The following is a 25,158-nucleotide window of genomic DNA, read 5'->3' as shown; positions in this document are numbered from 1 at the left end:
GCCCGCCCGGCGTGATGTAACTTATCAACTAAGCTTTGCGAACATGTGAATCAATGAACGCTTCCAAGTCACTACGCTTCACGAGCGTAGTGCCATCAATTACCGAGTAAGGCAGCCCCTCACGGAACCATTTTTTGAGGGTATTTCGACTTATCGACACGGCCGCCATTGCCTCAACCATTTTATAGTAAGTGAGATTTTGCTTGGCGACGCCACGCTCAAGCGCGTGCAGTCGTTTTTCGATCGTGTTTGTAGTCATAATAAATCCTTCTTTCTATTTAGGCACATTTCAGTACACGGCTTTAAAAGTTAGCGCCGTCGGTTAGACGGCACATTTCAGCACATTTATATTATGACAGGTGCCAAAGTAAATTGCAAGCGATTGACGAAAACAACTGTACATTTCAGCCACGGTGATTTAAGCTATATTGTGAAAGGAGGTGAGACGCTTTGGTTAATTTACAAAAAAGCGCATCACGAATCAAGGATATAAGGCTCAAGTTAGGCTTGAGTATGCAGGCTTTTGCCGAAGCCATCGACGACAGGGGCGTCAGAAGCACCGTCTCGAATTGGGAGAACGGCGCAAATCAGCCCAGTCCCGAGCGAATGAAGAAGATCGCCGAATTGGGCCACGTGAGCATTGCTTACTTACGCGGTGACACCGACAGCCCCAGTATAGATGAGTGGCCGTCTGAGTTGATGAGCATCGCGGCATACGTCACGGCGCAACAACGCGACATTGAGCAAGCTTACGAAGATTTGGGTAAAAACATCGTTAAGGCCGCCAATGGCGCCGACGATGCCAAGATTAAAAAGCTTGTTGCAATCATTGAACGGGCCAATCAAGAATTACAGTCATTATAGGAAACAACTTCTCCAATTGTCATCATTGCCCGCCCGGCGTGACCGACAAAACAAGGAGATAAACACAATGACGATCAAAGAAACTAAATCTGGCAATTTCCACGTAGAAGTCTTCTATCCAAAGGCAGTTCGCGACATTCTGGCGAACGGCAAAACCCGGTTCCGTGCAACGGTTCCAACTCGTGACGGGCCGACCGATTAGAAGACAAGACTAACAAGCAAATTCAAGAAGTCCTTGAAACTGGAACTGACCGAGCAATGACAACGCGGGGCAAGATTACGTTCAAGGATTTTTATGAAACGGAATGGCTACCGCGATATGTGACCGGTGGCACCGGCCGCACTCGAAAAGTGCCATCGGAAGGCACCGTGACTGGCACCAAAGGCATTTTCCGGTTGCACCTGTTACCCCTTTTCGGCAAATATTCGCTGAACTGGCTTAACGAAAACCCAAATTTTGTAGTAACGGAGTTAACGATTTTGTCTGAGCAGTATGCCAATATCAAAATTGTAAAATCTTACATGGGCCAACTCTTTGAGATTGCCGAAGTGGCGGGATTTATCGAGTTTGACCGCATCTCTAAACCGCTAAAATTCATTGCGGCACCTAAAAAAGAGCGACTCGAAAAAGGCCGCGTTGCCGAAGGTCTAGCGCTAACGGCCAACGAATTGCTTGCTTGGATTGACGCCGTCAAAGCTGATCTCGACCACGGCAAGTGGTGCGAACGAGACTATGTGTTGTTCATGGTTACTATGCAGCTTGGCGATCGAAAATCAGAATCTTATGGTTTGGATTGGCAACACGTCGATCTAGAAAATGGCTTTATTTATGTAACGCAAGCACTCAAGAGCAGGAAACTTGGGCCTACCAAGGGCCGCAAAGAAACTAAGATTCAGATTTCAGACGAGTTTGTCGATTTGTTAGCAACGTGGAAAGATCATCAAGCGGACGAACTAGCATCAGTTGGCATTACCGGGCTAACCGGTGCACAACTTGTTTTCACTGCGCCAGACTCACAAGGTCACATGAACCGACCGCTACACGCTGATTTTCTTAACAACAAGTTGAAGTACGTTAAAAAAAATCGACACCCAGATTTAGCACATCTCAACCCGCACAAACTGCGCCATACGTACGCAACACTAGCCTTAGAAGGTGGTGCCTCGATGAAGACTATCTCAGAGGCCCTCACCCACTCTGATGAAGCCACTACCCGAGTCTACGTCAACACGCCAAACGTCGTTGGACTAACAATGAACGATTCATTTAAGCGTCGGCTTGCAGAGGCCCGCGCAGAAGAAATTGCAAAGGAGAAAGCCCATGAGCTTAAGCGATTGGGCCGATAATCACGCCCAACAACGTAAGAACTCACCGCCAAACTTGAGGGTTGAGCGCACCTCACCGCTAAATCGGCCCAAAATCGGCCAAATTTCACACGAAAAAAGCAACCAACCCATAATTGGGCCGATTGCTTTTCGGTAAAAATATTCGTCTGAACGCCGGTGTAACGGCGTTTCTCGCAGTGAATTAACGCTTTGAGAACTGACTAGCCTTACGAGCCTTCTTGAGACCTGGCTCCGCGTATAAATAACAACATTAATTAAAATTCGTTTTAACATCACGGTTTATCCCACTTTTTATAAAAGTGCTATTTCAACGGATTTTAACTAATTTTATGGTATTCGTACCTAAAATCGTACCCAAATACTAACTGCAACCCAGAACGAGACTACATTAATAATGTAACGGTACACTCTTACCTAAAAATCGTTGATTGCGTCCCTCATTATATTCAAGAAATATTCTTTTTCAGGCGCTTCTTCAACACAATATAGAACGAGAGACTTTCTTACATAGCTAGCATGGTCTCTTAAAAATTTTGAATTCAAAGGAGACCCTTTAGCATTTGCAAATAAACCGGCAAACCGCGTCACCGTTCGAGTATTTCCTTCTCTAAATGGATGGATTAGCCATAATCGAGTAATCAAATCTGAGAACAACGAAATCATATCTTCCACACTAATTTCAGACCATTCTACTTGATTCAACTCATAGATAACCGTCTCAATTTGAAGCTGAATTGATTTGATATCTCCATAATTTAAAGACACACCACCTAAAACTGCTTCTTCTTTGTAAATAGGTATTGTTCTGATTGCTCCTGCCCATTCATAAAGATCGCCAAAAATATATTTATGAACAGCAAGAAATGTTTCATAATTAAGCAGCTTATCTTCAAACCAACTTCGGCGATACTCATTGCTAAGGCGTGATTGCGAAGCAGGTTTTTACTTCTCAACTCTTCTGTCACCACTAAATCGTGGTTCTTGATAAGTGTAGTGGACACAGAGTTTAAAAAATCTTGCCTGCAGTTGGTTATGTCTCGTTGTATATTGGCAACAAGAATTCTTTGCAGTCATCGCCTCTGCTGATGACGAAGATCAGTCTGCCTCTGCGATCACAGCCGATGCAATGAACTTATCCGCTGAAGTCTACAAGCACAAGCTGACGGTCGAAAAGTATTGCAAGGAGTTTGGCATTTCAGACCAAGTGATGGTGATACTCGCCATCATGCAGGTCGAATCTGGCGGCAAAGGTGGCGATGTGATGCAGGCTAGTGAATCACTGGGACTGCCTGTCAACACGTTAGACACCGAAGCGTCCATCAAGCAAGGCGTGAAGTATTTCGCGTCGCTGCTGAAAAGCATGAAAGCTGCGGGCGTAGATCTCAACACCGCCATTCAAAGCTACAACTACGGTGGCGGCTTTATCGACTACGTTGCCAAGCACGGCAAGAAATACACGCTAGAGCTAGCGACGGCGTTTGCCAAAGAGAAGTCTGGGGGCAAGAAAGTCACCTACACCAACGCGGTTGCCAAGGACGGCTGGCGATATGACCGTAGACGATCTGGCTATCTACCGCCTATACTTCGTGACCGGGGCCATTTACAACCTCTTAATTGCGTGGTTCGAACGTGACACCAAAGAAACACCCGAAAAGCTTGCCAGTATTGCGGCGAACTATCTCCGCAACGGTGTCCTCAATCCGAATGAATTATAATGAATTATAATTTACTTAATACATCATTTTTAGGTTACATACATTCGCTACTTTGCTAATGGGACACTGAATCTAGATATTGCCGGTTACTCAAATATTCAGGAACCGGGTTCAATGATTTACAAGTTCCCATACATTGGTAAAAAGGATTCCCGCGCCAGCATCTAAGGTTCCGCGATAAAAGCCCAGCAACCTGCCTGATTTTGGCGATTGCTGGGCTTTTTGCAACGGCACTAAAACATATTGGCTAGCCGTTGGACAATTCGGTGTTGCCGTTCACGAGAGAACGCCTCACCAGACCACGCATAATGACGAATGGTCGTCAAAGCATAACTCACCAGGATTTCTTGTTCAAGCTCGTCATCGGTATGCCAATACGCCCGGATTCGATCGGATAATAGCCTCCCGAAGCGATGCTCAAAGTCGAACTCTTCTGTATGGATTGTGAGCAAGGCGCGCAGCAAGCGCCCTTCATGCTCATCACTAATCAGCATATCCACCATGTCTTGCAGATCTGCCTCACGATTCGTCAACCGTTCGTTCAGAGACGTCTCATACTGTGCCAACAGGGTATCAGCTAACTTTTCCGCCAAATCATATTTATCTAAATAATGGGCGTAGAAGGTTTTGCGGCTAATGTTGGCTGCGGTCGCAATTTGGCTGACGGTGACCTTGTCAAAGCCATCAGTCACCACGCCGTCAATAAAGGCCTGCTCAATCCACTGTAATGTCCGTTCAGTTCGTAGGTCCATCTAATCCCACCACTTTCGTATTTAGGTAACACTTTTGCCTAAATTATAACATAACTCACATTTCACTCGTAGTTGACCGTACACAACTTCGCCTCCCCCAGCTATGCTTTACCTATCAACCAAAGGAGGTCATCTGACCATGAGAGCACGTTTAATGGATCAACCAGAAGATTTTAAGCAACTAGGTATTAACCCCAACAAGGTAGAATTGTGGGAGGAAGCCCGCCGCGAAACCCCAGCCCCAGGTCACAATGAGGTTTGGTACTTTGATGCTACCTTCGAGGATGGGACCAAGAGCGTCGTCGGGTTCCGGCCCAAAGACCCAGCTAAGATGGCAGAAACAACGGATTCGCCAAACGTTAACATTCTAATCACCACACCAAAGGGTGAAACCAAGTCCGATTTCCACTACTTCACAGACGCTGAATCCACCACCGGCGATACTGAAGGTTGCGACTTGAAATACGGGACCGATACCGCCAAAGGTGATTTTAAGCAATACGATATCCATGTTGCCCCAACGAATGGGGTTGGCTGCGACTTGCACTACGAAGCGTTAACTGACCCATTCCGGCAAGGCACCGCTATCGTTGCGTTCGGTGATCACGACGAAGACCACCATACCGATCTGGCAGTACCGAAAAACAAGGTCACCGGCACCATCACCTATGATGGCGTGGAACACGTTGTCGTAGGTCTTGGTTACCACGATCACCAATGGATGTCCCAAAACCCGATTGCCTTGTATCACCACTGGCTCTGGGGGCGCATGTACACCAACCGCTACACAGTATATATCTATGATTTCGTTGCCTCTAAGCGGTACGACTTTGCCAAGCTACCGATGTTCGGCTTGCTAGACAATGAAACAGGCAAATTGTTGTTTGAAACAGACGGCCACTTCACGCTGGACAAAACGCTGTACATGCAAGCACAAATTGGCCGTGAATATCCAAAAAACAGTCACTACCTCTTCACCAATGAAGATGGCTCCAGTGTGGATTTGGATATCACCTGGCAAGATGAGATCGAAGTGCGTGACATGTACACCAACATGCCCGAAGCAGCCAAGAAGCAATTCGATGCCATCGATGCAGAGCCGGCTTACATGCGTTACTACGCCAAAGGCACGGTAATCTACACCGATGCAAGTGGGAGTAAGTCAACTAGCCGTGGCGATATGATTTACGAGTATGCCTACCTGGGCAAGCCTGATGCCGAAGCCCATGTCTGAACTTGATATCAATTAACAGCAATCGCCGTACAGAGAAGCCAATCTCTTGTACGGCGATTGTTGTTAGATATGCATTTGTGGTGAAATTTCATGCATTTCGCGTCGACTATTGGTTTAGTCAGAGTCTCAATGTTTTGTGCGGTGTCTGGCATCAGTAAGTCAAGCGGAGTCGTCAATGTCATTGTAAATAGCCATCCCCAATCACCATTGGGTCAGCATTTCCCCGGGCAATCCCAAAAAGGTCGACCTAGTATGATCGACCCTTAAAACTGCTATTCGGTGATCGTTTTCCCGAAGTACATCAGTTCCCAAATTCCCTTGGGGTTGACTTGCCGATCAACGGATTGACCGGCAACAAATTTTTCAACGCTGATTTCACCCGTGAAGCGCAAGTAGGCGCCATCAAAGCCCGCTAGTTTGGCCAAAAACTTCTTGATACCGGAAAGCTGATCAATCATCTTAAACCCAGAAATCGTCTTTGTTGCCGCATAAGTAACAACATAGTCCGCAACGGGAGTGGTGACCTTATACCGAAGCGTCTGCTGTACGGGCTTCTTAGTCGTGGGATCAATGATGGTATCACTATCCTCAACCGTCATATTACTCTCATCGCCACTGACCAGCTCCCCGTGGTCGGCAATCATCATGACTGGCAACTTCTGGTATCCAAACGCTTTTTCGGCAGTGGTTTCAGTCGAAATCACCTGGTAATCGCCAACCGCCGCGCGTCCCCAATACCAATGATGCATCAGTTTGAGCATTGATTCATTGCCCCAGTTATGGTCATGGTAGCCTGTGCCCGTCAGCGTACTTGTCTGACCGTCAAGCTCGATTGTCGCATTGACACGCGCTGCGGGTACAGAAGGCAACCACGCAAAGTAATGGTCACCAAACAGATTGGCGCCAGCAGCTGGACGCCATGACGGCAAGAGATTATCAAAAGTGAAGTCAGCTTGAATTTGCGCATTGTCAAAATGAACCTCGTAGTGCTTCAAGTCGCCTTCAAGCGTACACTGACCGATTTTGACCTTACAGTGATCCGTTGCCGCTTCAAACGCCGTGGCACTAACATCAACACGATACGTCGTCGTTTGACCAGACTGATCTGTCCATTCAAGTGAAACCCAGGGCTTCAGTTCAGTCCCGAAGTTCATCGCATCTTTGGTCATGAAGGTCAAGACGACACTACTACCATCATCCATTGACGCATCAAGATACCACCATTCAAATGATTTATCTTCCGGCTTCGTCCGCATTCCATCTTCCCAGGGTTCGACCCGGTTAGGCTTGACACCCCAGTATTCGTAATCTTCGGGTTGGTTTGCCGCACGTGCGATTTGTATTGCCATATTGCTTTCCTCTCTTGTCTAAGCATCTTTACAAGTGAGTATGTTAATGATAACTTGTACAGATGTCAATGTTTCAACAGAAAGTCATACACATTTAAGGAAGTGTCAACTTTGTACTCCGGCCATAACCCATCAGCAATTCGTTCACGAGATATGATCGTCGACGCGATGTTTCAGTTATTGAAAACAATCCCCTTCACCAAAATCAATATCCGTCTACTAACCGATACCGCAAATGTATCGCGTCAGACCTTCTACTCGATTTTTGTGAGCCGCGAAGAGGTAATCCAGTATCGCCTACAAGTTATCTTTCAAGAGTATGAAGTGGCGCTTAACGGGCTACCCTTGACGCTACATTCATTGGCAACATTGTTCTTTCAGTTTTATCAAGCACACGCCGAGCTTTTCAATACCTTACTAGACAACCATCTTGACGAATTACTGACGGTCAACGCCAGGGAATGCATGCAGGCACTCAAACTCACTGATAGTGCCACTCAGTCATACACAAACGGTTTTATTGCCGCTGGACTCACACAATTGCTCAGTGACTGGCATCTCAAGCAAGACGTACCCCTTTCAGAGCTCGTCACCTTGACGGAACAACTACTGAATGCCGCAACAATTACCAGAACCCAATAACTTACCAGCAAGCAAACACCATTCTTCACTTTGAGTTTGGACGGTGTTTAGTTTACATATCAAAAGCGCTGATAATCATCGCAAAAAGATCAGCAACGTTTCCCCGCAATTCGCGCGTAATTCGTTACTGATCTTTTAGTGTCATTATTCGGTACTCGTCATTGATTCACATTGAAGGCCTTAGACACCGGCGCGTGGGTCTTCACGACCAATGTAATTGTATTCATAGATCATGTTGCCTTTGCTTTGCGAAACTTCGCCATTCTTCGTCAGCACAACTTTGCCATCAGCGAAGAAGCGCATGTATGTCGGCTGAACGCCGGCTCGATCGAAGTCTTCCTTGGTACCACCCACGACCTTTTGCATGTCAGTGACACCTGCTTGTTTGGCACGTTCGATGGCTTCCGCTTTATCTGCTGGTGCATCACCGTACGAATCTCGAGTCTCCAGAATTTCTTTCCAAGTAACCGAGAACTCGGCTTGGGCATCACCATTGTCAAAGAGATAGCGACTAGTCTTGGGGAACCTCTTACCAACTGACATCTCTTGCAAATCGGTCTGCACTTGAATATTGCCATTAGTTTCAAAGACAATCTCGCCAGTTTGGTTATCCGCAACGATGAAGTATGGTACCCGAGTGAAATCAAAACGCTCACCGCAAACGAAGTCGTAGATGTACACAATATACTTCTCCGTGTACATCCGGCCCCACAGCCAGTGGTGGAAAGCAGCAAACGGTGAGATGTTCATCCACTGGTGATCGTGATAGCCCACACCGTGAACCTCTACCGTCTTATCATCATAGGTAAGCGTACCTGTCACTTCGCACTTCGGTACACATAAATCAGTGTAGAAAAATTCATCGTTATCACCAAGTGCCAACGCTGAGGTCCCTTGGCGAAATGGTGCTGTCAATGCACGGTAATGCAAATCGCAACCTAATGTTGCTGTGCTTTCGATATGAATATCATAGTCCTTGAAATCACCAGTACAGTAGTCAGGGCCAAAGTGAACATCACATTTGTCCTTGCTCATGGAACTATCCTCAATGCTGGCAAACGCAAACTCTTGCGTGGTCTCACCATTTGGTCGGGTGATGTCCAAGTTCAAGTTGGGGTCAAAGCCCTTTTGCCGCATCCCCTTAGCGGACTTCGGACGAAAGCCAATAATCACTTTGCTGCCGTCGTCAAGGTTGGCATCAAAGTACCAAACCTCGTTATTGCCAATATCATCAGTGTTACGAATACCGTCTTCCCACGGTTCTACCTTGGTCGGATCAATCCCAAACTTCTTGAAATCTTCTGGTCGATCCATCAAACGTGCTTTTGCCATAATATTTGCCTCCTTCAGCTGTTTACTTCGATTGTGACAAGCGTGCTGCGGCGAGCTTGCAACCATTACGGAACTCGATTGCATAATGCTCAACGTGTTCTTCAACATAAATGTCTGGTGCACCAGCTGGATACCAAATCATCAAATCAGCAATCATGCCCTCATCGGTATCTTTCATCTGCTGTAAGACGTAGGTAAACGGTGTCCCATCACGCAACGGCCCCGCACCCGCACTTTGAATTGGATACTGGTCGTCGATGAACCCACGCACAAAGTCCGGCGCGTCTTCTAGCTTCACGAACGTCGGCAGTGTTTCGGTTGGCCTGCCGCCCATAGTCTCAATATTGCCTTGGTCTAACGCATAGTGTTCCGGGTGTGCATAGAAACCCTGCTCAAAGACAATTTGCTTTGGTGAGTCCTTGACCGCGGTCATGACGTGCTGAACCGATGCGAAAAATTCCTTACTGTGAATGCCGTTGACTGTCAACTTTAAGCGGCCATAGTTGAAGTCACCAGGCTGCTTGGCAACGTAGCCTTTGATCAAACGGTCAGATTCTTCAACTTGGTCGTGGATGAGATCCAGCATCTTCTCTTCAAACAAGAGTGAGCGTAAATTCAAAGCAACTCGCTTGGCTGCCTCAAGCTCCCACTCATCAACGCGGACGTTATCAGAAACTGCATCCTTGTAGTCCTCATTCAAATCGACGGTGATTTCCGCCTCTTTAATCAATTTCATGCAATCTGTCCTTTTCTGTATGATATGATACAATTGTAGGACATTCCACGATGCATTCAAGAGACCATCCTGCTACGATTCAATACCATTTGTTCCAAATGAAACAAAATCGGGTGTTTTGTAACAGGTAAAGGAGCAAATAAATTTGGACAAGCGACTAATTGAAAATCAACGTGTCAAGCAAGACATCGAACAAACCCTGCTTGACTTGATGCAGCAAAAACCTTTCTCTGAAATTTCTATCACCGAGATCACGACTGCAGCAAATGTAGCTCGGACTTCTTACTACCGCAATTTCACGTCTAAAGAAAGCATCCTAGAAGCATTTGTTGAAGCACTGCACCAAGAAGTCGGCGCCACAATCAATAATTCCAAAAATGCTAAGCTTATGTTCACGGCCTCCAACGTTGTGATCAGCTTGACACTATACGCGCATTACCGAGAGCAACTGTTAACGCTGTATGATCAAGGCTTCGGTCATTTCATCCAAGAAGAGATCAACCGGTATGCCGAAGACATTTTAGGCGACATGCCTGCCACCTCACTAGATCGCTACCGTATCTACTTCATTGCCGGAGGAATGCTCAACACAGCAATTCAATGGCTAAGAAATGGAGCCAAAGAATCTCCCGAACAGATAGCAAACACATTTGTACAATTAGTGGCACAAGACTTGACCAAGCCACTCAATAAATGTGACTAGCGATTTCTTCATCAGTCACTACACGTCAAAGGCTCACCTACCGCATATCATTTTGCTGCGATAGGCGAGCCTTTTATCGTGGATTCATCAAACTAGTTAAGCATGATATTCATCTGTTTTAACCCTTTTCGCAACTCATCGAGTGAAGGTGCATGACCATTATTCAGAACATAGTCAACATCGCTCATCGCCAGATTAACCATTAAATAAATCGTGAAGCTATTCTCTGAAAAGGAGATAACCCGACTGTAATGGGCCTTAAACAGTCTGCGACAACGCGCATCGAAACTGTTGGTTCCCAATGGAATCAGCCTAACTTTCTGGATAATGTCACGATTGGCGTTGAAATATTCAACAAAGTGCTCATTCATGAATTGATATTGATGAAAATTTGGATTGTTGTGTTGCCTCAAGCTCTCAACCAGAAAATCTTCAATGACCTTAAGTTGGTCATCAATAACCGCGGCTGCTAGCGTATAAAGACTTTCATAGTGCGAATAAAAAGTAGTTCGTTCAATCAAACATGCATTGGCTAGCTTTGTAATCGTCATATCCTCAAATGACACACTAAGCAGTTCCTGAATGAAAGTACGCTTAATCTCATTGTCTGTACGTTCAAATCGATGATCCCCCATCATTAATGACCTCCATCGTTTTTTCAACATGTGTAGTTTAGCATAACACAAATAGTGATGTTGTCGTTCAGATTTTACTCATTACTGGCTATTATTTGTTTGTACACAACATCGTGGACAGAATATCGAAAGGAAGTTACTTAAATGACAGCATTGAAAATTGAAATTACAATCGACGGTACCCTAGTGACGCAATCTGAACTAGCAAAAGTTCAGGAGTTACGCATCAAGCATGTCTTACAAGAAATGAAAGCGTTGGGCGCTGACATCGAACCATCGGCAACCGAAATCAACTACCTGCCATATCCTGATGCGAAAGCTCTGCTTTTAGATACCAAATCCAAATACGCTGATCTCGAAGCAATGAAAGCATTGTACAAAGAACCATTGGCAGCTGCCAATGATTTTTGGAAAGATGTTGCCTCTCATTCAGACGGCAATCAAAATCTCCAAGAAGGCAAAGTCTTCATGCACATTGAAGGCGTTTCGATGCCACAACTGCAACAAGTACTGGGAAGCGAGCTAGGAAGTGATTTTGCCGCAATCATCAACCCGGAACACTTCTACTCCGTGGGCGACACAATCAAAGGTCAGCATATCATTGAAACCTTTGGCATGTTTGGTGAACCAACGGAAATGCTTCTTTTCCCCGAAACTGGCGATTTCAAACCCGTCACCCCGGACCCAAGTTATCCGATTCAAATGAACGGGTACACCACCCTGGCCGATGGGGATGATCTTGGACTTGGTTGGCGCGCATTCCATCAAATTCGGCCAACCGCTACCGGATTTGATGCGATTTTAGCCGCATATCTTCCCTCCGCAGCGCCGATTGACATGATCAATGGTCACAAGTGGCATCTGGCCATCGAATTTTCAGAGATGATCAAGTACGTTGTCAACAATGGGATGCCAAAAGCCTGACGATTACCTTACAACTCATTAGTGACATTTGCTGGTCAATCGTCTATATCAAATTGATTCGCGGTGGCTTCCGCGATCACACTTATGGCATGCCCATATTTGCTTTAGGCTTAAATATATGCTGGGAGCTACTTTACACCGTCGATGGATTCACGAATACAATGACCGCACCACAGACTTAGGTCAACTTAGTTTGGGCAATGCTTGACGTGGTAATTATGAGTACCTACTTCAAATATGGCAAAGCAGAGTTGCCTGCCACTCTTCGTCAACATGCCAGATGGTTGATGCTTGCAGTACTGCTCATAAGTGCTGCTAGTCAACTCGCGTTCTACTTGGAATTTGGCTCGCATTGGGGAAGCATCTACTCGGCCTTCACTCAAAATGCGATTATGTCCGTACTTTTCTTGGCGTTGGTCATTCACCGAAACAGCACCCGTGGCCTAAGCAGACTCGCCATCTATGCTAAGTGGCTTGGCACGCTTGCACCGACTATTCTCGGCGGGGTCATCGAACAAGTCGATTGGTTCGTACTCATCGTGGGAGGGATTAGCTTCATTTTCGATTTATTTTTGATTTTCAGATTCGATCGTTTTGGTAAGAACCGATCGGTTGCAAAATCAAGCTCACATTAGCCTGACTTTGATGTGTTGCCTTTAGGAGCAGATTCTTAGTGGCATCTGTCACGCGGCATCTCAACTCGACTATATATTCATTCGCGCTCAAACCATCGGTATTCTAGCCGATGGTTTTTATTTTGCACGATTTACAGATTTTTTTGAATTCGGTTTCATATCTAACCTTCTTTTCCGTCTGTTACTAAGAAGCATTCAAAATATCAGGAGGTTATCACGATGAGTAGCGAACGTGAAGTGTCAAAGATGTTTATCAGGTACGTTCAAGACGGGTTAAAAAACGAACGTATCGACCGATACCGCGCTAGCCATAGACAGATTAAAGCTACACCACTTGAAGACTGGTTACTTGAAGAGATCATGGAACCTTACCACCTTCAAGATTTCACCTTAACACCATTCAAGGACTTCTACCGTGAAGTCTGGTGGCCGCTATACGCTGCTGGCGCAACCGGACGCATTCGCATTATTCCTTCCGAGGAAACCCAAGCGAATACGCGCAACATTTTCCGGCTGCATTTGCTTCCGATGTTCGGCGAGTATTCCATGACCTACTTGAATCTCAATAAGCAGTTCGTCATGCAAGAGCTGGCAATTCTGTCAGAGAAGTACGCAAACATTCGCACAGTCAAGTCTTACGTCAGCCAGATGTTTGATACCGCCGAAATGGTGGACTTCATCGACGTGAACCGGCTAGAAAAAGCCATCGCCTCCATCGGCAGTCCCAAGAAAGAACGGCTCGCCACTCGTCGCAAGATGACTGGCGAATCACTTTCCGCTGATGAAATGGTGGCTTGGCTCGACGCTGCCAACGCAGATCACGACAACGGTAAGTTGAGTGATCAAGATTATCTGCTGCTTCTCCTTACGCTCCACCTCGGAGATCGCAAGGGCGAATCATACGGATTGCAGTGGAAGCACGTTGACTTTAACACCGGCTATGTTCTGATTGTTCAGGCACTCAAGAAAAGCGGTAAAGTCGGCCCAACCAAGGCCAAGAAGGAAACTTCGCACGCCTTACCACCAGTTTTGATCCCGATGCTGAAAGAATGGCGCGAGAAACAAGCCATTGAACTCGCAGCAGCGAATCTCGAATCTGGGCCAAACCAGTTTCTGTTTACCTACACGAACTTCAAAGGGGGAATCAACCAACCATTGCACGCCGACTATCTCAACTATCGGTTGAATTCAATCTATAAGCGCCATCCTGACCTCATTCGGGTCACTCCGCACAAGCTACGGCATACGTTCTCTACGCTTGCACGACAAGGTGGCGCCAGCTTGCAGTTAATATCCGAAGCGCTGTCACATTCCAGCATCAAGACCACGCGCGTGTATGTCAACACGCCTGATATTGTTGGCTTGGATGTTCATGATAAGTTCGCTGAACAGATCGCACAAGCTAGAAAAAACTCACTTACACAGGAAATGAAACTCAACGAAACTCATTAAAATTGACGCACAAAAGAACGTAAGACTAGGACACACGCCCTAAAAGTTCTTGAAGCCAGGACGCCTCATACGAAAGGCGCACACAAAAAAAGTGGCTCGCCCTAATTGGGAGAACCACTTTCCATGTTCGAGACATACTTAAAACGTTATCGTACCAACGTTTCCAACTCGACAGTATAACGCTATTAACGTTTTGAAAATTGTGAAGCTTTACGAGCTTTCTTAAGACCTGGTTTCTTACGTTCCTTCATACGAGGGTCACGAGTTAACATGCCTGCGCGTTTCAAAGGACCACGGAAATCTGGATCTACTTCTAATAAAGCACGAGCGATACCATGTCTAGTAGCACCGGCTTGGCCAGAAAAGCCCCCACCGTTAACATTTACTAAAATGTCATAACTACCATTTGTTTCAGTGATATCTAAAGGTTGTTTCATATCAGAGATTAAGTTTTCGAATGGAATATAATCTTCAACGGGACGATTGTTCATAACAATCTTACCTGTACCAGGTACTAAACGAACACGAGCAACTGAGTCTTTACGACGACCAGTGCCTGAATAAGATACTTGAGCCACTATAATTCCTCCTTATTAAATTAAATTTGTTAAATCTAAGGCTTCAGGTTTTTGAGCTTCATGTTTGTGGTCAGGACCAGCATAAACATGTAACTTCAAGAATTGTTGATGACCCAAGCTATTTTTAGGTAACATGCCTTTGATAGAATTTTCAACTAAACGAACTGGTTTAGTAGCTAATAATTCGCCAGCAGAAACAGATTTTAAACCACCAGGGTAATCGCTATGACGGTAGTAAATCTTGTCAGTTGCTTTACGTCCAGTTAATTTAAGTTTGTCAGCATTCACGATGATCACATTATCACCCGTATCCACATTAGGGGTGAAAATAGGTTTATTTTTACCGCGTAAGATTGAAGCCACAACTGCTGATAAACGCCCTAAAGCGATATCTGTTGCGTCAACAACATACCATTTACGTTCAATATCATTTGGTTTAGCCATATACGTTGTACGCACGATTGATTTCCTCCATTTTTCGAGTCGATGTTTGACACTCAATAAGTTTCCGGGGCTTATCGTGGGGCAAACAATACCGTTTACTAGTTTATCTAAAAACCCACTCTAAGTCAATAACTTTCACACATTAATAGTAAACTTTTTTTAGATACAAGCCACTGGCCGGTGCAGTGCCTCTAGCTTGTTGTCGATCTTTAACCTCATATAGTCGCAAGAAATCATGAACATCCCGACGACCGTTACCAATTTCCAGCAACGTTGCCACCATAATTCGAACCATATTATATAAAAAACCATTGCCATAAAATTCCAACTGAATTTCATTTTGTGCGGGCACATCCAATAAAGTAGCATCATAAATTGTGCGCACCTTATCCTTAATCACCCCACCAGAAGCCGCAAAACTTGTAAAATCATGTGTCCCCTTTACATCTTCTAAAGCCGTCTGAATCCGTCCAAGATCTAAAGGATACGCATAATGGCCTGTATAATGACGGGTGAATGGATTCGTATAATAACTTCGAGAAACTCGATAAAAGTAACGTTTTCCAGTGGTGTTGAACCGGGCATGAAAAGCTTCAGTGACGATCTCACTATCCAAAATTTCTGTATCCAATGGCATTAATGAATTTAACGCCTTTAACATATTTTCAGCCGGGATATTTCCTGGGTAATCAAAATGGATCACTTGCCCTAAAGCATGGACACCGGCATCCGTTCTACCAGAGCCATGAACCGTAACCGGCTGGCCTTTAGTCATCTTAAATAATGCTTTTTCTAAAACGCCTTGGACTGTACGTTGCTTTGGCTGGCGTTGAAAACCAGAGAACTCAGTGCCATCATAAGCCATTGTTAGTTTATAACGTGTCATGTTTACCTCTTATTTCCGAACTAAAATTAAAATTACCGTTAGCACTGCCATAAAAACTAAGGCGCCTGTATCTCTGCGATGCCAATGCAAAACACGATAACGACTACGGGGCGCATCGCCATTATAACCTCGAGATTCCATCGCCACGGCCAAATCTCCTGCCCGCGAGAAGGTATTCACAAATAACGGGATTAAAACTGGAACTAGCGCTTTGATTCGCTTGAACAAGCCGCCTTCGCTAAAATCTACACCACGAGCACGCTGCGCATTCATAATGGCTAAAGTTTCATCCATTAATGTGGGCACAAATCGCAGGGCTAACGAAATCATTAGTGCAATTTGATCCACTGGTACATGCAGCTTTTTTAACGGCATCAGTAAATACTCAATCGCATCGGCGATCATCAACGGCTGTGTTGTCAAAGTCAATAAAGTTGAAATTAAAATAATCATCATGAATCTTAAAAAGACATACAAGCTGCTGGTCAGCCCATACTGGCTAATCGCAAATGGTCCAAATTGCCAATAAATCGTCCCACCACGGGTTAAAAAGAGCTGAAACAGCACAGTTATCAAAATCAGGAAAAAAAGTGGCCTAACACCCTTAAAAAAGAATTTTTGATCCACCTCTGAAAAAGCAATAATGCCTAAGGTGAATAAGATCATTACGCCATAGCTCCATAAATTATTAGCCAAAAAAATAATGCCAATAAAATAAAAACTAATGACGATCTTTGCTCTTGGATCTAAGCGATACAACCAAGTATTTCCTGGGACATAACGGCCCAAAATCATTTTATCCATATCATTTCCCCTTATTTTCTAACTGCGGGGTAAGTCCCTCGATCAGTGCCGCTGTTGTCATGGGTAATTCGGACATTTCAAAGCCCTGTGCTTTTAAGGCCACCGCAAATTCAGTCGCTTTCGGCAAACCAATGCCATGGGCCAGGACAAACTCTGGCTGATTAAACAACGCTTTTGGTGTGGTATCTTGAATCACTTGACCTTTTTCCAGAACAATCACATGGTCCGCATAATTAGCCACATCATCCATTTGGTGAGTGACTAAAATAATCGTTAATTGCTGTTCTTTTTGTAGTTGTGCAAACAGCGTCATCATCTCACGGCGACTTTTAGGATCTAAGCCGGCTGTGGGCTCATCTAAGACTAATACGCTAGGTTTTAGGGCTAACACCCCAGCGATGGCTACACGGCGCATCTGACCACCAGAAAGGTCAAATGGTGAGACATCAAAATATTTATCCTCTAAGCCCACCGTCTGCAACATCTCACGGGCAATTTCCAAGCTTTCTGATTCTGAAACACCAAAATTCATTGGGCCAAAAGCAATATCTTTACCCACCGTTTCCTCAAATAACTGATGCTCCGCGAATTGAAAAACAATACCGACTTGTTTGCGTAGCGGTTTTAAATTTTTGTTATTTGTTTGATTCGTAATGGTGCGGTCGCCAATGACCACTGTACCTTCACTAGGTTTTAAGAGCGCATTTAAGTGTTGCAGCAGTGTAGATTTCCCACTGCCGGTATGCCCAATGATTGCTGTATAAGAACCAGATTGAATTGTCAAATTGATATTTTTTAAGCCTAGGTTGGCGATCGGTGTATTCATGTCATAAATATAACTCACATTTTTGAACGTAATGTCCATAATTGTTGGATCAACTCCTTTGAGCTTAAAAAAGTACCTGGCAACTTAATACCAGCTTGATTCAATTTCACGGCTAAATCCATGGCAAAAGGCAAGGTTAGTCCAGCTTCTTGCAATAGCTCATGCTGAGAGAAAATCTCTCTTGGTGTCCCTGAAGCAATTAAATGGCCGCCCTCCATTACTAAGATTCGATCCGCTAAAGCGGCTTCTTCCAAGTCATGGGTGATTGATAACACCGTATTTTTAGTCTGTTTTTGCAGGTCTTGGACAATATGTATAATGTCTTGTCGACCCTGAGGATCTAGCATACTGGTTGCCTCATCTAAAATAATAATTTCAGGATTTATGGCAATTACACCAGCTAAAGCGACCCGTTGTTTTTGACCGCCAGATAGCCTTGCTGGTTCTTTTTGCGCATAATTCGTCATATTCACCGCTGCTAATGCTGCCGCTACCCGTTCATGCATGGTTTCAAAAGGAATCTGCCGATTTTCTAAACCAAAAGCCACATCGTCTTCTACAGTAGCCCCGACAAATTGATTGTCCGGATTTTGAAAAACGATCCCAATCTTGCGCCGTATATCCCAAACAGTCGCTTCTGACAGCAATTGACCATCAATGATAACTTCGCCTTTGGTAGGCGCTAAAAGACCGTTTAAATTACGGGTCAAGGTGCTCTTACCACTGCCATTATGACCAACTATTGCGATCCATTCTCCGGCGGCAACGGTAAAGTTAATATTTTGCAGTACATCTTCGCCATCTTTAGTATAGCGATAATTTAAATCCTTAACTTCAATACTGTTCATAGCTTTGTCCTTAAAATAAATTTTAGTAACATGATACCACAATCCCAGTTTGCTAGAAATCAGAGTACAAAAAAATCATTCGCAGATGAAACATTTTTACAAATGCTTTCGAGCTAGACTTGGTTTGACCCATCATCGTAACGCTCTATCATCAATGGAATGATCAATTAGTTAAAACTATTTTGTTGCCTTACACAAACTCAATGATAGCCATTGGTGCGCCGTCACCACGACGAGGTTGTGTTTTCATAATACGTGTGTAGCCACCTTGGCGGTCAGCATAACGTGGTGCAACATCACTGAATAATTTTTGTAAAGCAGATTGAATTACAACACTTTCATCTTCTTCACGGATATCAGCAATTTCATCACGTAAGTAAGCTGCAGCTTGACGACGAGCGTGTAAATCGCCACGTTTGCCTAAAGTAATCATTTTTTCAACCGTCTTGCGGATTTCCTTTGCACGTGTTTCAGTTGTAACAATGCGTTCGTTGATAATTAAATCAGTAGTTAAATCGCGTAGCATCGCTTTTCGTTGTGCAGAGGCACGACCTAATTTACGATAACCCATTATTTAACCCTCCTTTTGTCGTTAATCTTCTTGTTTTAAGGATAAACCTAAATCATTTAATTTATTTTTAACTTCTTCTAGAGATTTGCGTCCCAAGTTACGTACCTTCATCATATCTGCTTCTGTCTTATTTGTAAGCTCTTGAACAGTATTGATCCCAGCACGTTTCAAGCAATTGTAAGAACGAACCGATAGATCCAATTCTTCAATTGTCATCTCTAACATTTTTTCTTTGTGGGTTTCTTCTTTTTCAACCATGACTTCAGTGTTTTTAGCTTCATCAGTCAAGTTCACAAAGATGTTAAGATGATCCGTTAAAATTTTAGCTGCCAAACTAATCGCTTCACGTGGATTAATTGAACCATTCGTCCAAACATCAAGTGTTAGTTTGTCAAAATCATTACGTTTTCCAACTCGAGTGCTTTCAACTTGATAATTTACACGATCGATTGGGGTAAAGATAGAATCAATTGGTAAAACACCAATAGGCATGTCATCTGTCTTATTTTGATCAGCAGGCACATACCCACGACCTTGTCTCACCATCATTCGAACGTGAAAGTGTCCACCTTCGGCAATTGTGCAGATATATTGTTCAGGATTAAGGACTTCAATGTCACTATCCGTCATAATATCAGCTGCAGTTACCTTAGCAGGGCCTTCAACATCAATTTCAACTGTTCTTTCATCTTCACTATGAGATTTAAGAGCCAGCTTTTTAATGTTTAAGATGATCTGTGTCACATCTTCAAGAACGCCATTGATAGTTGAAAACTCGTGAAGTACACCGTCAATTTGAATACTGGAGACGGCAGCTCCAGGTAATGATGAAAGTAGAATTCTTCTAAGAGAGTTCCCTAATGTTGTCCCATAACCACGTTCTAAAGGCTCGATAACGAACTTTCCGTAATTAATGCTTTCATCAACCTTAGCAATCGTTGGCTTTTCAAATTCGATCATTCTTGTCAGTACCCCTTTCGAAATGAACAGTGTTTATCAGATTTACGTTTAGAAATAATATTGACAATCTATAACCGCACCCAACTAAACACGACGACGTTTTGGTGGACGAGAACCATTATGGGGTACCGGTGTAACGTCACGAATAGCTGTTACTTCCAAACCTGTAGCTTGAAGTGAACGAATTGCAGCTTCACGACCAGAACCTGGGCCTTTAACCGCAACCTCTACAGACTTCATGCCATGTTCCATAGATTCCTTAGCAGCAGCTTCTGCAGCCATTTGTGCAGCAAATGGTGTAGATTTACGACTACCTTTAAAACCTAATGCACCAGCTGATGACCATGCAACAGCGTTGCCTTGCATATCAGTGATCATAACTAAAGTGTTATTAAAAGTTGAATGAATGTGAGCAACACCAGATTCAATATTCTTACGAACGCGGCGTTTGCGAGATGATTTTCTTGTTGCCATTAGTTAATCAAACCTCCTTTGTCTATTATTTCTTCTTCCCAGCGATGGAAACCTTAGGACCTTTACGAGTCCGAGCATTATTCTTAGTGTTTTGTCCCCGAACAGGTAAGCCACGACGGTGACGCATCCCACGATAAGAACCAATTTCTTGTAGACGTTTGATGTCCAAGCTAGTTTGGCGACGTAAGTCACCTTCGATACGGTAGTTATCAACAACTGCACGGATCTTGTCTTCTTGATCAGGTGTTAGTTCACTTGTACGAATATCTTCAGAAACTTCAGCTTTAGCTAAGATTTCTTGAGCAGTAGTGTTGCCAATACCATAGATATAAGTTAACGCAATTACGATGCGTTTGTCTTTAGGTAAATCAATACCAGCAATACGAGCCATATTGCCACCTCCTATTTATTAAATATTAACCTTGACGTTGTTTGTGTTTTGGATTTGCAGAACAAATTACCATAACACGGCCTTTTCTTTTAATAACTTTACAATGTTCACACATTGGTTTTACTGATGGTCTTACTTTCATTACGACATCCTCCTTTATAAAGATGCATCCTAACTGACTTATTTAAAGCGATACGTGATTCTGCCTTTAGTTAAGTCATAAGGTGATAATTCAACTGTTACACGGTCACCTGGTAAAATTCGAATGTAATGCATTCTGATTTTACCAGAGACATGTGCCAAAATTGTTGCGCCATTTTCCAATTCAACTTTAAACATAGCATTAGGTAAAGTATCGATTACTTTGCCTTCAACTTCAATAACATCATCTTTAGCCAAGCCATAAACCTCCTTATAAAACTGAACGCATAAAAATGGTGAGAGCCTCAGCACTCACCGCCGTGTCATACCGAGTTAGTATACCATATTACAAATATTTTACAACCAATTCGATTATAAGAATTAGTTTAACTTCGCTAAGATTTCAGTTATTTCCTTGAACACATCATCAATATCTTGTTGACCATTGACAGTATACAATAAACCTTTTGCTTTATAAAAGTCAATTAAAGGAGTATTCATCTTAATATTCACATCCAAGCGATTCTTGACAGTTTCTGGCTTGTCATCTTCGCGTTGGAAGAATTCATGATGGCCGCAGCGATCACAAGTCCCTTCAACCTTAGGTGGATTATAAAGCTTGTGGTAAGTTGCACCACAATTTTTACAAATAAAACGGCCAGATAACCGATCAACAAGTGCTTTAGGATCAACATCAATATTGATAACTGCATCAATTGGTTTGTTCAATTCTGCAGTGATATCTTCTAAAGCCTGGGCTTGTTCGATTGTTCTTGGAAAACCATCCAACATATAACCCGCATCAGTATCTTTTTGTGTTAAGCGTTCTTTTACGATTGCTTCAGTAATTTCATCAGGTACTAAGTTACCTTGATCAATATAAGCTTTAGCTTTTAAACCGATCTCTGTTTTGTTAGCCATAGCATCACGGAACATATCCCCTGTAGAAATATGTTGAATGTGATAAGTATCTACGATTCTTTCAGCTTGTGTGCCTTTCCCGGCACCAGGTAATCCCATTAAAATTAAATTCATTTTATTGTACTCCTTAGTTTCGGATAAATCCGGCGTATTCACGTTTCATCAACAAACCATTTAATTGCCGGTTTGTTTCAATTGCAGCTTGTACGACGATCAATAAACTTGTACCGCCTAAACCAATAGATTGAGGTAAACCCCAAATATTAGTCGCCAATTGTGGCAGCAAGGCAACGATACCTAAGAAAAGTGAACCAACAGTAGACAATTTCATTAACATTTGAGATATATACTTTTCAGTAGCCTTACCTGGCCAAACACTTGGAATATAACTACCTTGTTTTTGTAAATTCTCAGCAACTTTTTCTGGATTAACCTGAACAAAAGCGTAGAAGAACGTAAACAAGATAATTAAGACCGTATATAAGATCGCGCCTGGCGTGGTTTGCATACTGAAAATACTTTTCAAGATCTGGAACCAAGTATCTTCACTATGGTTATTTTGAAATACTAACAAAATAGTGGACGGCATAACAATAAAGGAACTGGCAAAAATTACTGGAATAACCCCAGCAACATTTATTTTAAGCGGTAAGAATGATTCACTGCCGCCACCAACAACACGGCGAGTATACCGAATTGGAATCTTACGATTTGCTTGCTGAACATATGTTACAAAAGTGACAATTGCTAAGACTGCTATAACTAGTATTGCTAAAAACAGCCAGCCTTTCCATTGTTCACCACGACCAGCATTAACAACTTGTTCGCGGTAAAGTTGGTAAGCCCCAGATGGTAAACGCGCAATAATCCCACCAAAGATAATCATTGTAACCCCATTACCTAAGCCACGATCTGTGATTTGTTCACCCATCCAAGTAAGCAACATCGTACCACCCGTTAAGATGATACCAATAATAATAAAGGTTTTAACTCCAGGGTTTTTAACTAAGCCAATACTGCTCAGTGCATTAAACCCTGCGGTAATCCCAATAGACTGAACAAAAGCTAAGGCGATTGTTAAATAACGCGTCACCTGATTTAACTTCCGTCGGCCCACTTCCCCTTGTTTACTCCATTCAACAAACTTAGGCACAATGTCCATTTGCAGCAGTTGAATGACGATTTGTGCAGTGATGTATGGCGAAACCCCCATTGAGAAAACTGAGTAGTTACTCAACCCACCACCACTAACAGTATCTAAAAGGGAAATAAAACCTGTCTGACCAATTGAGTTCAAAGCTTTAGCATTTACACCAGGTACCGTAATTTGCGTACCCAGTTGATAAATGATTAAAATGCCCAGGGTAAATAGGATTCGGTTACGAATTTCTTTAACCTTAAAAGCATCTCTCAATGTTTTGAACAATTAAATCACCTCAATGGTGCCGCCAGCAGCTTCAACTGCTTCTTTCGCAGCTTGAGAGAATTGATTTACTTTGATATCTAACTTAGTATTCAATTCACCCTTAGCAAGTAACTTAACTCCTGATTTCGTGTTTTTGATAACACCATTTTCGTGTAAGAATTCTGGTGTGATTTCTGTACCAGCATCAAATCTGTTAAGATCTTGAATGTTGATAACAGCGTATTCTTTGCGGTTAATGTTGTTAAAACCACGTTTTGGCATACGTCTGTACAATGGCATTTGGCCACCTTCGAAACCTAGACGAGTTTTACCACCGGAACGTGCCAATAAACCTTTTTGACCACGACCTGCTGTTTTACCAGTACCAGAAGAAGTCCCACGACCAACACGTTTGCGGTTATGACGAGAACCTTCACTAGCTTGCAATTCATGTAATTTCATTTAAGTCTACACCTCCTTGACAAAAAAATGATTAACCTTCAACAACTTCGACACTAACTAAGTGCGCAATTTTCAAAATTGCACCACGTGTTGCAGCATCGTCAGGCTTAATAACAGAACTACTAATACGACCTAAACCTAATTCCTTAACGATTTGACGTTGAGAAGGAATGCGGTGAGCCGCACTGCGTCTTAATGTAATTTTTAATTGAGCCATTCGTCTGACCTCCTAGCCTTCTAAACTTTCAACAGAAATGCCACGAAGTGCAGCAACTTCAGAAGCAGTCTTCAATTCCTTCAAAGCTTCCATCGTTGCGCGAATAACATTAATTGGTGTGTTACGACCTAGTGACTTACTAGTAACATCAGCCACACCACTTAATTCCATGACGGCACGAACAGCACCACCAGCAGCAACACCAGAACCGGCTTCAGCAGGTTTTAACATGATACGACCTGCATCATAGCGACCGATTACTTCGTGAGGAATAGTTGTACCAACGATTGGTACTTCAATCAAATTCTTTTTAGCTGCATCTGCGGCTTTACGAATAGCTTCAGGAACTTCTTGTGCTTTACCAGTACCAAAGCCCACATGACCGGCTTTATCGCCAACAATAACGATTGCTGCGAAACGTAAGCGACGGCCACCTTTGACAACTTTGGTTACACGGTTAATAGAAACAACGCGATCTTCTAAATCTAAATGTGTTGGATCAATATATGATGCCATTGACAGTTAACCTCCTTTATTAGAATTCTAAACCATTTTCTCTTGCAGCGTCAGCTAAAGCTTGCACACGGCCGTGGTATAAGTAGCCGCCTCTATCGAAGACAACTTCTTTCAAACCTTTTTCTTCAGCCCGTTTGGCAATTAAAGTACCAACCGCTTGTGCTTGTTCAGTTTTAGTTCCTTTTGCATCAAGATCTTTATCTAACGTGGAGGCACTGACTAGCGTCACACCCGCTACGTCATCAATTAATTGCGCGTAGATGTTTTTGTTAGAACGGAATACGTTCAAGCGTGGGCGCTCAGCAGTACCAGAGATTTTGTTACGGACACGCATATGACGTTTTTGACGTGTTTTATTCTTATCTGGTTTTGTAATCAAAACTTTTCACCTCTA

Annotated in this window: 33 protein-coding genes and 3 pseudogenes; 10 read left to right on the top strand and 26 right to left on the bottom strand. The window is 43.4% G+C overall.

What is annotated here, in order from left to right; all coding sequences use genetic code 11:
- Nucleotides 1–28 precede the first annotated feature (28 nt).
- Complete coding sequence (locus tag EKM93_RS10845; RefSeq protein WP_125715608.1) at nt 29–259, bottom strand: helix-turn-helix domain-containing protein; 231 nt, start codon at nt 257–259, stop codon at nt 29–31.
- A gap of 191 nt (nt 260–450) precedes the next feature.
- Here EKM93_RS10845 and EKM93_RS10840 point away from each other — a divergent pair, with 191 nt between their 5' ends.
- From EKM93_RS10840 to EKM93_RS10835, 3 genes are all read left to right on the top strand, one after another.
- Nucleotides 451–864 (top strand): helix-turn-helix domain-containing protein, encoded by a 414-nt coding sequence (locus EKM93_RS10840; RefSeq protein ID WP_225423702.1) that lies wholly within the window; start codon nt 451–453, stop codon nt 862–864.
- A 67-nt stretch (nt 865–931) separates the two neighbouring features.
- Entirely contained in the window at nt 932–1,066 is a 135-nt protein-coding gene (locus tag EKM93_RS13725) for a hypothetical protein (protein ID WP_263853579.1), read from the top strand.
- A 56-nt stretch (nt 1,067–1,122) separates the two neighbouring features.
- A complete protein-coding gene (locus EKM93_RS10835; RefSeq protein ID WP_225423701.1) occupies nt 1,123–2,211 on the top strand; it encodes a tyrosine-type recombinase/integrase in 1,089 nt (362 codons plus the stop codon).
- A 414-nt stretch (nt 2,212–2,625) separates the two neighbouring features.
- Here the strand turns inward: EKM93_RS10835 and EKM93_RS10830 are convergent, their stop codons facing one another.
- On the bottom strand, nt 2,626–3,093 hold the full coding sequence (locus tag EKM93_RS10830) for a Fic family protein (RefSeq protein WP_125715607.1): 468 nt from the start codon (nt 3,091–3,093) through the stop codon (nt 2,626–2,628).
- Nucleotides 3,094–3,104: 11 nt separating this feature from the next.
- Nucleotides 3,105–3,278 (bottom strand): annotated as a pseudogene (locus EKM93_RS13670) (RNA-guided endonuclease InsQ/TnpB family protein); the annotation flags it as partial.
- Between the two features lie 5 nt (nt 3,279–3,283).
- Here EKM93_RS13670 and EKM93_RS10820 point away from each other — a divergent pair.
- Nucleotides 3,284–3,760: pseudogene (locus EKM93_RS10820) on the top strand (lysozyme family protein); the annotation flags it as partial.
- A 399-nt stretch (nt 3,761–4,159) separates the two neighbouring features.
- Here EKM93_RS10820 and EKM93_RS10815 read toward each other — a convergent pair.
- Nucleotides 4,160–4,678 (bottom strand): TetR/AcrR family transcriptional regulator, encoded by a 519-nt coding sequence (locus EKM93_RS10815; RefSeq protein ID WP_125715606.1) that lies wholly within the window; start codon nt 4,676–4,678, stop codon nt 4,160–4,162.
- A gap of 154 nt (nt 4,679–4,832) precedes the next feature.
- Here EKM93_RS10815 and EKM93_RS10810 point away from each other — a divergent pair, with 154 nt between their 5' ends.
- A complete protein-coding gene (locus tag EKM93_RS10810; protein WP_125715605.1) occupies nt 4,833–5,912 on the top strand; it encodes a hypothetical protein in 1,080 nt (359 codons plus the stop codon).
- A gap of 272 nt (nt 5,913–6,184) precedes the next feature.
- Here EKM93_RS10810 and EKM93_RS10805 read toward each other — a convergent pair whose 3' ends face one another.
- Nucleotides 6,185–7,261 carry a lipocalin-like domain-containing protein gene (locus tag EKM93_RS10805; RefSeq protein WP_125715604.1) on the bottom strand — a complete coding sequence of 359 codons (1,077 nt, stop codon included), beginning with the start codon at nt 7,259–7,261 and terminating at the stop codon, nt 6,185–6,187.
- A gap of 111 nt (nt 7,262–7,372) precedes the next feature.
- Between EKM93_RS10805 and EKM93_RS10800 the strand changes: the two genes are divergently transcribed.
- On the top strand, nt 7,373–7,903 hold the full coding sequence (locus EKM93_RS10800) for a TetR/AcrR family transcriptional regulator (RefSeq protein ID WP_164507069.1): 531 nt from the start codon (nt 7,373–7,375) through the stop codon (nt 7,901–7,903).
- 180 nt (nt 7,904–8,083) lie between these two features.
- Here EKM93_RS10800 and EKM93_RS10795 read toward each other — a convergent pair whose 3' ends face one another.
- On the bottom strand, nt 8,084–9,235 hold the full coding sequence (locus tag EKM93_RS10795) for a carotenoid 1,2-hydratase (RefSeq protein ID WP_164507068.1): 1,152 nt from the start codon (nt 9,233–9,235) through the stop codon (nt 8,084–8,086).
- Nucleotides 9,236–9,257: 22 nt separating this feature from the next.
- The gene (locus EKM93_RS10790; protein ID WP_125715601.1) at nt 9,258–9,971 is read right to left on the bottom strand and encodes a hypothetical protein; all 714 of its coding nucleotides are present in this window, start codon (nt 9,969–9,971) and stop codon (nt 9,258–9,260) included.
- A 145-nt stretch (nt 9,972–10,116) separates the two neighbouring features.
- Between EKM93_RS10790 and EKM93_RS10785 the strand changes: the two genes are divergently transcribed.
- Entirely contained in the window at nt 10,117–10,674 is a 558-nt protein-coding gene (locus EKM93_RS10785) for a TetR/AcrR family transcriptional regulator (protein WP_125715600.1), read from the top strand.
- Between the two features lie 92 nt (nt 10,675–10,766).
- Here EKM93_RS10785 and EKM93_RS10780 read toward each other — a convergent pair whose 3' ends face one another.
- Entirely contained in the window at nt 10,767–11,312 is a 546-nt protein-coding gene (locus tag EKM93_RS10780) for a TetR/AcrR family transcriptional regulator (RefSeq protein ID WP_125715599.1), read from the bottom strand.
- Nucleotides 11,313–11,453: 141 nt separating this feature from the next.
- Between EKM93_RS10780 and EKM93_RS10775 the strand changes: the two genes are divergently transcribed.
- The 3 genes and pseudogenes from EKM93_RS10775 to EKM93_RS10760 all read left to right on the top strand — a co-directional run bounded on the left by EKM93_RS10775 (nt 11,454) and on the right by EKM93_RS10760 (nt 14,320).
- Nucleotides 11,454–12,233, top strand: a complete 780-nt coding sequence (locus EKM93_RS10775; RefSeq protein WP_125715598.1) for a hypothetical protein — start codon at nt 11,454–11,456, stop codon at nt 12,231–12,233.
- Nucleotides 12,164–12,868 (top strand): annotated as a pseudogene (locus EKM93_RS13840) (transmembrane-type terpene cyclase). Before EKM93_RS10775 ends, EKM93_RS13840 begins: the two are co-directional and overlap by 70 nt.
- Nucleotides 12,869–13,087: 219 nt before the next feature.
- The gene (locus tag EKM93_RS10760; protein WP_225423700.1) at nt 13,088–14,320 is read left to right on the top strand and encodes a site-specific integrase; all 1,233 of its coding nucleotides are present in this window, start codon (nt 13,088–13,090) and stop codon (nt 14,318–14,320) included.
- A gap of 185 nt (nt 14,321–14,505) precedes the next feature.
- On the opposite strand, the gene rpsI is transcribed toward EKM93_RS10760, so the two are convergent.
- The 18 genes from rpsI to rplR all read right to left on the bottom strand — a co-directional run bounded on the left by rpsI (nt 14,506) and on the right by rplR (nt 25,143).
- Entirely contained in the window at nt 14,506–14,898 is a 393-nt protein-coding gene (gene rpsI / locus EKM93_RS10755; protein WP_125715595.1) for a 30S ribosomal protein S9, read from the bottom strand.
- Nucleotides 14,899–14,913: 15 nt separating this feature from the next.
- Nucleotides 14,914–15,357 carry a 50S ribosomal protein L13 gene (gene rplM / locus EKM93_RS10750; RefSeq protein ID WP_125715594.1) on the bottom strand — a complete coding sequence of 148 codons (444 nt, stop codon included), beginning with the start codon at nt 15,355–15,357 and terminating at the stop codon, nt 14,914–14,916.
- Nucleotides 15,358–15,484: 127 nt separating this feature from the next.
- Nucleotides 15,485–16,228 (bottom strand): tRNA pseudouridine(38-40) synthase TruA, encoded by a 744-nt coding sequence (gene truA, locus EKM93_RS10745; protein ID WP_125715593.1) that lies wholly within the window; start codon nt 16,226–16,228, stop codon nt 15,485–15,487.
- A 9-nt stretch (nt 16,229–16,237) separates the two neighbouring features.
- Entirely contained in the window at nt 16,238–17,032 is a 795-nt protein-coding gene (locus tag EKM93_RS10740; RefSeq protein ID WP_125715592.1) for an energy-coupling factor transporter transmembrane component T family protein, read from the bottom strand.
- A gap of 1 nt (nt 17,033) precedes the next feature.
- Nucleotides 17,034–17,897: an energy-coupling factor ABC transporter ATP-binding protein gene (locus tag EKM93_RS10735; protein WP_125715591.1), complete on the bottom strand. Its 864-nt coding sequence runs from the start codon at nt 17,895–17,897 to the stop codon at nt 17,034–17,036.
- Nucleotides 17,873–18,706 (bottom strand): energy-coupling factor ABC transporter ATP-binding protein, encoded by an 834-nt coding sequence (locus EKM93_RS10730; protein ID WP_125715590.1) that lies wholly within the window; start codon nt 18,704–18,706, stop codon nt 17,873–17,875. Before EKM93_RS10730 ends, EKM93_RS10735 begins: the two co-directional genes overlap by 25 nt.
- A 190-nt stretch (nt 18,707–18,896) precedes the next feature.
- A complete protein-coding gene (gene rplQ, locus EKM93_RS10725) occupies nt 18,897–19,277 on the bottom strand; it encodes a 50S ribosomal protein L17 (RefSeq protein WP_125715589.1) in 381 nt (126 codons plus the stop codon).
- Nucleotides 19,278–19,298: 21 nt separating this feature from the next.
- Nucleotides 19,299–20,237, bottom strand: a complete 939-nt coding sequence (locus EKM93_RS10720; RefSeq protein ID WP_125715588.1) for a DNA-directed RNA polymerase subunit alpha — start codon at nt 20,235–20,237, stop codon at nt 19,299–19,301.
- Nucleotides 20,238–20,321: 84 nt separating this feature from the next.
- Nucleotides 20,322–20,711 (bottom strand): 30S ribosomal protein S11, encoded by a 390-nt coding sequence (gene rpsK / locus EKM93_RS10715; RefSeq protein ID WP_125715587.1) that lies wholly within the window; start codon nt 20,709–20,711, stop codon nt 20,322–20,324.
- Nucleotides 20,712–20,736: 25 nt separating this feature from the next.
- Entirely contained in the window at nt 20,737–21,102 is a 366-nt protein-coding gene (gene rpsM, locus EKM93_RS10710; RefSeq protein WP_125715586.1) for a 30S ribosomal protein S13, read from the bottom strand.
- Between the two features lie 25 nt (nt 21,103–21,127).
- Complete coding sequence (rpmJ, locus tag EKM93_RS10705; protein ID WP_057823560.1) at nt 21,128–21,244, bottom strand: 50S ribosomal protein L36; 117 nt, start codon at nt 21,242–21,244, stop codon at nt 21,128–21,130.
- Nucleotides 21,245–21,282: 38 nt separating this feature from the next.
- Nucleotides 21,283–21,501 carry a translation initiation factor IF-1 gene (gene infA / locus EKM93_RS10700; protein WP_035452983.1) on the bottom strand — a complete coding sequence of 73 codons (219 nt, stop codon included), beginning with the start codon at nt 21,499–21,501 and terminating at the stop codon, nt 21,283–21,285.
- A gap of 123 nt (nt 21,502–21,624) precedes the next feature.
- The gene (locus tag EKM93_RS10695) at nt 21,625–22,278 is read right to left on the bottom strand and encodes an adenylate kinase (RefSeq protein ID WP_125715585.1); all 654 of its coding nucleotides are present in this window, start codon (nt 22,276–22,278) and stop codon (nt 21,625–21,627) included.
- Nucleotides 22,279–22,291: 13 nt separating this feature from the next.
- Nucleotides 22,292–23,590: a preprotein translocase subunit SecY gene (gene secY, locus EKM93_RS10690; protein ID WP_125715584.1), complete on the bottom strand. Its 1,299-nt coding sequence runs from the start codon at nt 23,588–23,590 to the stop codon at nt 22,292–22,294.
- Complete coding sequence (gene rplO, locus EKM93_RS10685; RefSeq protein ID WP_125715583.1) at nt 23,591–24,031, bottom strand: 50S ribosomal protein L15; 441 nt, start codon at nt 24,029–24,031, stop codon at nt 23,591–23,593. It lies immediately after the preceding gene.
- Nucleotides 24,032–24,062: 31 nt separating this feature from the next.
- Nucleotides 24,063–24,248, bottom strand: a complete 186-nt coding sequence (gene rpmD / locus EKM93_RS10680) for a 50S ribosomal protein L30 (RefSeq protein ID WP_125715582.1) — start codon at nt 24,246–24,248, stop codon at nt 24,063–24,065.
- 12 nt (nt 24,249–24,260) lie between these two features.
- Entirely contained in the window at nt 24,261–24,764 is a 504-nt protein-coding gene (gene rpsE, locus EKM93_RS10675; RefSeq protein ID WP_125715581.1) for a 30S ribosomal protein S5, read from the bottom strand.
- A gap of 19 nt (nt 24,765–24,783) precedes the next feature.
- Nucleotides 24,784–25,143 carry a 50S ribosomal protein L18 gene (rplR, locus tag EKM93_RS10670; protein ID WP_125715580.1) on the bottom strand — a complete coding sequence of 120 codons (360 nt, stop codon included), beginning with the start codon at nt 25,141–25,143 and terminating at the stop codon, nt 24,784–24,786.
- Nucleotides 25,144–25,158 lie beyond the last annotated feature (15 nt).

The organism is Agrilactobacillus yilanensis (assembly GCF_003946725.1).
Taxonomy (GTDB): Bacteria; Bacillota; Bacilli; order Lactobacillales; family Lactobacillaceae; genus Agrilactobacillus; species Agrilactobacillus yilanensis.
This window is presented reverse-complemented; position numbering and strand designations above follow the sequence as displayed.